We start from the raw sequence: 6558 nt of genomic DNA on the forward strand, positions 1-6558 counted from the left end.
GGTCCTGCCACTGGCGGACCATGCCCATATATTCATTGTTGAGGATGAAGATCTTGACCGGCAGGCGATATTGCGTTGCCGTGCCGAGCTCCTGGATATTCATCTGGATCGAAGCTTCGCCCGCGATGTCGATTACCAGCGCATTGGGATTGCCCAGCTGCGCGCCGATCGCGGCCGGAAGGCCATAGCCCATCGTGCCGAGACCGCCCGAGGTCAGCCACTTGTTCGGCCCTTCGAAATCGAAATGCTGGGCAGCCCACATCTGATGCTGGCCGACTTCGGTGGTGATGATCGGCTTGCGGTCACGGGTCGCCTCCCACAGCTTGCGGATCGCGAGCTGCGGCATGATCTCCTTGGTCGAGGCCGGATATTTCAGGCATTTGCGCCCGCGCCATTCGTCGATCTGGCCGAACCAGCCGGTCAGGTCCTGCGCGCTGTGCTGGCGCGCTTTCCACAGCTTGACCATGTCTTCCATCGCACGGCCGACATCGCCGACGATGCCGAGATCGACGCGGACCGTCTTGTTGATCGACGAACGGTCGATATCGATGTGAATCTTCTTGGAGTTGGGCGAGAAGGCGTCGAGGCGGCCTGTCACCCGGTCGTCGAAGCGCGCGCCGAGGCACAGGATCAGATCGGCCCGGTTCATCGCCATATTGGCTTCATAGGTGCCGTGCATGCCCAGCATGCCCAGCCATTGCGGGCTGGAGGCCGGGAAGGCTCCGAGGCCCATCAGCGTCGAGGTCACGGGTGCGCCGGTGACGCGGGCCAGTTCGCGCAGCACCTGGCTGGCGAGCGGGCCAGCGTTGATGATGCCGCCGCCGGTGTAAAGGATCGGCCGTTCGGCCGCAGCGAGCATCTCGACGGCGGTTTCAAGCAGCGCGGTGTCGGCCTTCACCTGCGGGCGATAGCCCTTGTGCGGCAGCGCCTGGATCGAGGGCTTCCGATAGGCGGCGCTGGCCACCTGAACGTCCTTGGGCAGATCGACCACGACCGGGCCGGGGCGGCCCGATGTTGCGATGTGGAACGCCTCATGGATCACATCGCCGAGCTTGGCCGGGTCCTTCACCAGATAATTATGCTTTGTACAGTGGCGCGTGATGCCCACCGTGTCGCATTCCTGGAAGGCATCGGTGCCGATCAGCGGTGTGCCCACCTGGCCGGTCAGCACCACCAGCGGGATCGAATCCATCAGTGCGTCGGCGATACCGGTGACCGCGTTGGTCGCGCCGGGGCCTGATGTCACGAGCACCACACCGGGCTTGCCGGTCGAGCGCGCATAGCCTTCCGCTGCGTGCACCGCGCCTGCCTCGTGGCGCACGAGAATGTGGCGAATGCGCTTCTGCTTGAAGAGCGCGTCATAGATCGGAAGGACCGCGCCGCCGGGGTAGCCGAACACGACCTCCACGCCCAGGTCGGTCAGAGCCTGGAGCAATATGTCGGCACCGGTCATCTCGGCAGTCATGTCACGTCCCCTTGTGCGCCGCAGCGCGCTGGTTGAAGCGGCGCTGCCTAAAGACATTAAACTATGGTGTCAACGCTTCTGATTGTAATTTAATTGCAATTTCGTCAATTGCAGAGTTATCGAGTTGCGCATGAACCGGGCGCCACTCCGCCGGCGGCTGATGCCTGAACCAGGTGTACTGGCGCTTGGCATATTGCCGTGTCGCCGCCTGGCCCCGGACCACCATCGTCTCGCGGTCTATCCGGCCCCCCAACCAATCCGCGATCTCGGGCACGCCGATTGCTCGCATCGCAGGCAAGTCGAGTGAAAGTCGCCGCGCCAGCAGAGCTTCTACCTCCTCGATAGCCCCCTGTGCCAGCATAGCTTCGAAGCGCCTGTCGCAACGGTCACGCAGCCAATCGCGCGGCGGCAGCAGGATGCGGGCGGCGATCGACACGCGATCGGCGATCCCGCCTTCGAGCCGCCGTTGCCACGCCGACAGGGACGTTCCCGTCGACCGCACCACCTCCAGCGCGCGGGCGATCCGGCTGCTGTCATTCGGATGCAGGTGGCCCATCGCCGGATCCTCACGCAGCAAGGCAGCATAGGCTTCGGTGGCGGGCAGGGCGCGAATTTCGGCTCTTATGTCTGGGTCGATGTCCGGAACCGGGGCTATGCCGAACAGCAATGTGCGCAGGTAAAGACCGGTGCCGCCCACCAGGATCGGCAATTTGCCCTCCGACGCGGCCTCATCAATCGCAGTCCGCGCGTCGGCTGCCCAGTCAGCCGCGCTGCAAGCCGTCGCGGCGTCCCGGTAGCCGAACAGGCGGTGCGGCGCGCGGGCTTCCTCGGCGGCGTCGGGCCGTGCGGACAGGACGCGCAGATCTGCATAGACCTGACTGGCATCGGCGTTGATCACGACGCCGTTCGACAGTTCGGCGAGGCGGACCGCCAATGCGGACTTGCCGCTGGCCGTCGGCCCCGTAATAAGCGCGACCGGAATCGTCGACGGGGAATTGCTTGTGTTCATCGCCACCTTGATAGCATCCGAACGGCTCGCCGCAGGCGATATTTCCGCGGCGGAGGACCGCGTCCGCTCGGCCGGCGCCACGCCGATTGCTCCGGTCTGGCTCGACGAGGGTGTTGCCTGCGATATCCGGTTCGAGGGAGATAGCCAGGCGGTTCGTGCCGCGCTGGAAGGTGCGATCGGCGGCGTGGACGTAATCGTACAGGTCGAGGCCGAGCGGCAGCGCAAGATGCTGGTGGCCGACATGGATTCGACGATGATCACCATCGAATGCATCGACGAACTGGCCGATTATGCCGGGATCAAGCCGCAGATCGCCGAGATCACCGAGCGCGCCATGCGCGGCGAGCTTGATTTCGAAGGGGCGCTCGATGCCCGTGTGGCGCTGCTCAAGGGGCTCGACGCCTCGGTCATCGATCGCTGTCATGCCGAGCGGGTCGTGCTGATGGGCGGTGCCCGCGAACTGGTCCGGACGATGCGGGCAAATGGCGCAGACTGCTATCTGGTGTCCGGCGGCTTCACCGCCTTTGCCGACCGCGTGGCGGCCGACATCGGCTTCACCCGCGCGTTGTCGAACGTGCTGGAGATCGCCGACGGCAAGCTCGCGGGCACCGTCGCGCGGCCGATCGTCGGTGCAGCGACCAAGCGGGAGACGTTGCTCGCCGAAGCAACGGCGCACGGCATTACGCCGACAGAATGCCTCGCAGTCGGAGATGGGGCGAATGATATCCCCATGATCCAGGCGGCGGGCCTGGGCGTCGCCTATCACGCCAAGCCCAAGACGGCCGCAGCCGCCGCAGCCCGGATCGATCATTGCGACCTGACCGCGCTCCTCTATGCGCAGGGCTATGCCCGGAAAGACTGGGTGATCTGAGCCCGAAGGCTCAGGGCGCCACCGCGAAGCAGGTGGTGCCCGTAGCCTTGACTGCGGCGCAGGCCTGCTGTGCGGCCGCGCGCGAGCCGAGCGGTCCCGCCTGGAGGCGGGTCAGCGTCTTCACCGGAGTGTAGGTCGGCGTCAGCGCCTTCAGACCGGCCTTGGCAGAGAGTGTCGCCCAGGCATTGCGCGCGGCGTCGGCGCTGGAGAAGGCGCCCAGCTGAATCTTCCAGCCACCGCCGGCGACCGCGATTACGGGTTGCGGCGCGCGGAGGGGGGCCGGAGCCGATGCGGCGGGCCGCGTCGCAACCGATTTGGCGGGGGCAGGGGCAGGCTCGCTGGCTGGCGACGCTGTGACGCTCGGGGCTTTCCATGGCGTCGACGGCGCGGCCTGGGCCATGACAGCTGTGGGGGAAAGCGCGGGCGACGGAGCCGAGGGCGGCACGCTGGCCTGACCGACGGGCGGCGGCACTACGGTGGTCCGCATCGTGAGCGGGGTGCCGGCTGGGCCCGAACCGTCATTGGTCCGCAACAGGGCGGTGCGCTCGAGTTCGCGCGCAATTGCCAGCCCCGCCTGCTTCTGATTGTCGGGGATAACCTGTTCCATCTGCATCAGGCTCTGGTTCGCAGCGCCGATGTCGGCCGCTTTTGCGCGCATCATGAAGGCATAGGCGCGGGCCCAATCCTTCGGCAGCAGGTCGCCGTTGAAATAGGCCGTACCGACGACATATTGCGCGCGCCCTTCGCCCCGGTCGGCGGCCTTGCGCAACCAAGTCATGGCCTCTTCCCGCTGACCGCTCTGGAACAGCATCAGTCCGAGCAGGGCCTGCGCTTGCTCATGCCCGGCGATGGCGGCCTTGCGATACCAGGACAGGGCCTGGGTCTGGTCGATCGGCACGCCGCGGCCGAGTTTATAGGCCTGTCCCAGGTTGAACTGCGCATCGGGCTCTCCAGCTTCGGCTGGGCCGCGCCATTCGGAGATCGCCTTGGCATAGTCTCCGGCTTTCCAGGCTTCGACGCCTTCCTTCACGCCGGCAATTGCCGGAGCGCCCATCGCCATGCCGGCCAGCGCCAGGCCCAGCACAAAGCTCTTCATCGTCACCGCCCCCGATTTTCCTGTCGGCATCTTTCAAGCTGCTGATAGCGCGAGATACCGGGCTGTCGATAGTCCCGCTATCGGGCTTGCCATGCTTCCCGTCGCATTAACCATAGCTTAGCGTGCCCGCTTTAGCCTCGCGGCCGATTTCCTTGGGCAAGGATGACGGAGCATGACGGGGATGAGAGGAGCGGCTGGACTGGGGGCGATGCTGCTGATGCTGCCGGGCACGGTGAGTGCCGCAGTGCCGCTGGCGCAGGATGCTGTCGATACGCCCCGACCGGCCTATGAATCGCAGCCCCCGCCAAGCGCGAATCCGCTACTCCGCGCCGCCGAGGAGGACGTTCTGCGCGAGCCGCAAAATGCGTCCGCCCGCCTCGCTCTCGGGGCCGCCTATATGAGCACAGGCCGCTTCCTCTCCGCCGAGCAGGCGCTGAACGACGCTGGCCTGCTGGACCCTGATGCCGCCGCCAACGATCTCCGCTTCGTCCTGGTGCAGATCGCTCTCGGCAAGAAAGCCGAGGCGCTCGACAGGCTCTCTGCGATGAACATCGCAGGGCGCGAGGCGGACATTGGTCTTGCTATGGCCTTGGCAGGGGATATCGAAAGGGCGCGGGGATTGCTGTCATCCGCTGCCCGTGGCGAGAGCGCTATGCCGCGCCTGCGACAGAATCTTGCCTTTGTCGAGGCGTTGGCCGGCAATTGGGCGAGCGCCGCGACGATCGCCGCCCAGGACGTGCCGCCCGAGCAGATGGCGGACAGATTGCATCGCTGGGCTGGCGTTGCCCAGTTTCGCGACACGCCAGCGCTCCAGTTGGGAGCGCTGATCGGTGTCACACCGCAGACCGATCCGGGTATGCCGTTGCAACTGGCGCTTGACCGTCATGACGCCAGAGCGACGGCTCTAGCCTCGTCTGCCGCTTTCGTAGCGACTCTACCTGTGGCCGTCCCCGCGCCTTCGCCCCAGCAGGAGCCGATCCGGCCGGCCGCCTATACGGGGCCGCCCCGGATGCGTGGGATGCGGCCGAGCGAGGCCGATCCGGAAAGCATGTCCCAAGTCGCAGCTCCCCTGCGCACGGGAAACAGGTCGCTGTATCGCGCCGGGTCGCGCCGGGGGATGACCGTGTCGACCCGCGCGATCCATTTCCCTGTTCGGCTCGTAGCGCTGTGCGCGTCGGACGGGACTCCGGTGCTCGGTCGCGCGGCCGATTGCAAAAGATCAGCTTCTCCGCCAGTCCGCGCCGCGCCCGCAAAGCTGGGCACGAGCGATCAGCCTAAGGCGACACCACCCTTGATCGTCCGAAGCACCTTGCCCTGAACCGGGAGCCCGTCGAAAGGCGTGTTGCCGGCATGAGAGGCCATGGCATCCGACGAAATCCGCCAGGGCTTGTCGGGATCGAACAGGATCAGGTCCGCCTCGGCCCCGACTGCCAGCGATCCGCCGGGCAGATCGAGCAGGCGCGCGGGCGTTGCCGACAGCATCTCGATCAGCCTCGGCAATCCGATGCGGCCGTCGCGGACAAGCGCCAGCGATAGCGATAGCAGCGTCTCCGCGCCCGACATGCCGGGATCGGCATCGGCGAAGGGCAGGCGCTTCGCTTCGGGACCGAGCGGGTCGTGGCTCGAGCAGATCAAGTCGATGGTCCCGTCTGCCAGCGCCTCGAGCGCGGCTTGACGGTCATCTTCCGAACGTAGTGGCGGCGACAGGCGCGCGAAGGTCCGGAAACCGCCGACCGCGATGTCTGACAGCAGCAGATGCGCGGGGCTGATTCCGCAGCTGACGGGGAGGCCGCGCTGCTTGGCGTCGCGGACCATGTCGAAGGCGCGCTTCGTCGTCAGCTGGCGGAAATGGAGCCGTGCCCCGCTCTGTTCGGCGAGCATGATGTCGCGCGCGACCGCCATGGCTTCGGCAATAGCGGGCGCCGCTGGCAAGCCCATGCGGGTCGCATATTCGCCTTCGGTTGCGACCGCGCCAGCGCTCAGACCGCCATCCTCGGCATGGCTGATCACGAGCAGGTCGAGCGCACGGGCGTAGGACAGAATGCGGTACATCACGCCCGAATCGGCGATCCAGCGCCGACCGGTGGCCACCGCGCAGGCGCCGCCCGCCTTCATAA

At 66.5% G+C, this 6558-nt stretch carries 6 protein-coding genes; 2 read left to right on the forward strand and 4 right to left on the reverse strand.

The annotated features are described in order from the left end of the window. Positions 1-1465, reverse strand: a 1465-nt coding sequence (gene ilvB, locus KAY22_RS22575) for a biosynthetic-type acetolactate synthase large subunit (RefSeq protein WP_296625430.1), incomplete at its 3' end; no start/stop codon positions are given. A gap of 61 nt (positions 1466-1526) precedes the next feature. Continuing rightward, complete coding sequence (gene miaA, locus KAY22_RS22580) at positions 1527-2474, reverse strand: tRNA (adenosine(37)-N6)-dimethylallyltransferase MiaA (protein ID WP_296625435.1); 948 nt, start codon at positions 2472-2474, stop codon at positions 1527-1529. Between miaA and serB the strand changes: the two genes are divergently transcribed. Next, entirely contained in the window at positions 2467-3345 is an 879-nt protein-coding gene (gene serB / locus KAY22_RS22585) for a phosphoserine phosphatase SerB (RefSeq protein WP_296625431.1), read from the forward strand. The genes miaA and serB overlap by 8 nt on opposite strands. Before the next feature lie 10 nt (positions 3346-3355). On the opposite strand, the gene KAY22_RS22590 is transcribed toward serB, so the two are convergent. Then, positions 3356-4441 carry an SPOR domain-containing protein gene (locus tag KAY22_RS22590; protein WP_296625432.1) on the reverse strand — a complete coding sequence of 362 codons (1086 nt, stop codon included), beginning with the start codon at positions 4439-4441 and terminating at the stop codon, positions 3356-3358. A gap of 172 nt (positions 4442-4613) precedes the next feature. Here KAY22_RS22590 and KAY22_RS22595 point away from each other — a divergent pair, with 172 nt between their 5' ends. After that, complete coding sequence (locus tag KAY22_RS22595; RefSeq protein ID WP_296625433.1) at positions 4614-5759, forward strand: hypothetical protein; 1146 nt, start codon at positions 4614-4616, stop codon at positions 5757-5759. On the opposite strand, the gene KAY22_RS22600 is transcribed toward KAY22_RS22595, so the two are convergent. Then, the coding region (locus KAY22_RS22600) for a dihydroorotase (RefSeq protein WP_296625434.1) at positions 5711-6558 on the reverse strand (848 nt) is incomplete at its 5' end. The genes KAY22_RS22595 and KAY22_RS22600 overlap by 49 nt on opposite strands.

It is taken from the genome of Rhizorhabdus sp., from assembly GCF_018006725.1.
In the GTDB taxonomy this organism is placed as follows: domain Bacteria; phylum Pseudomonadota; class Alphaproteobacteria; order Sphingomonadales; family Sphingomonadaceae; genus Rhizorhabdus.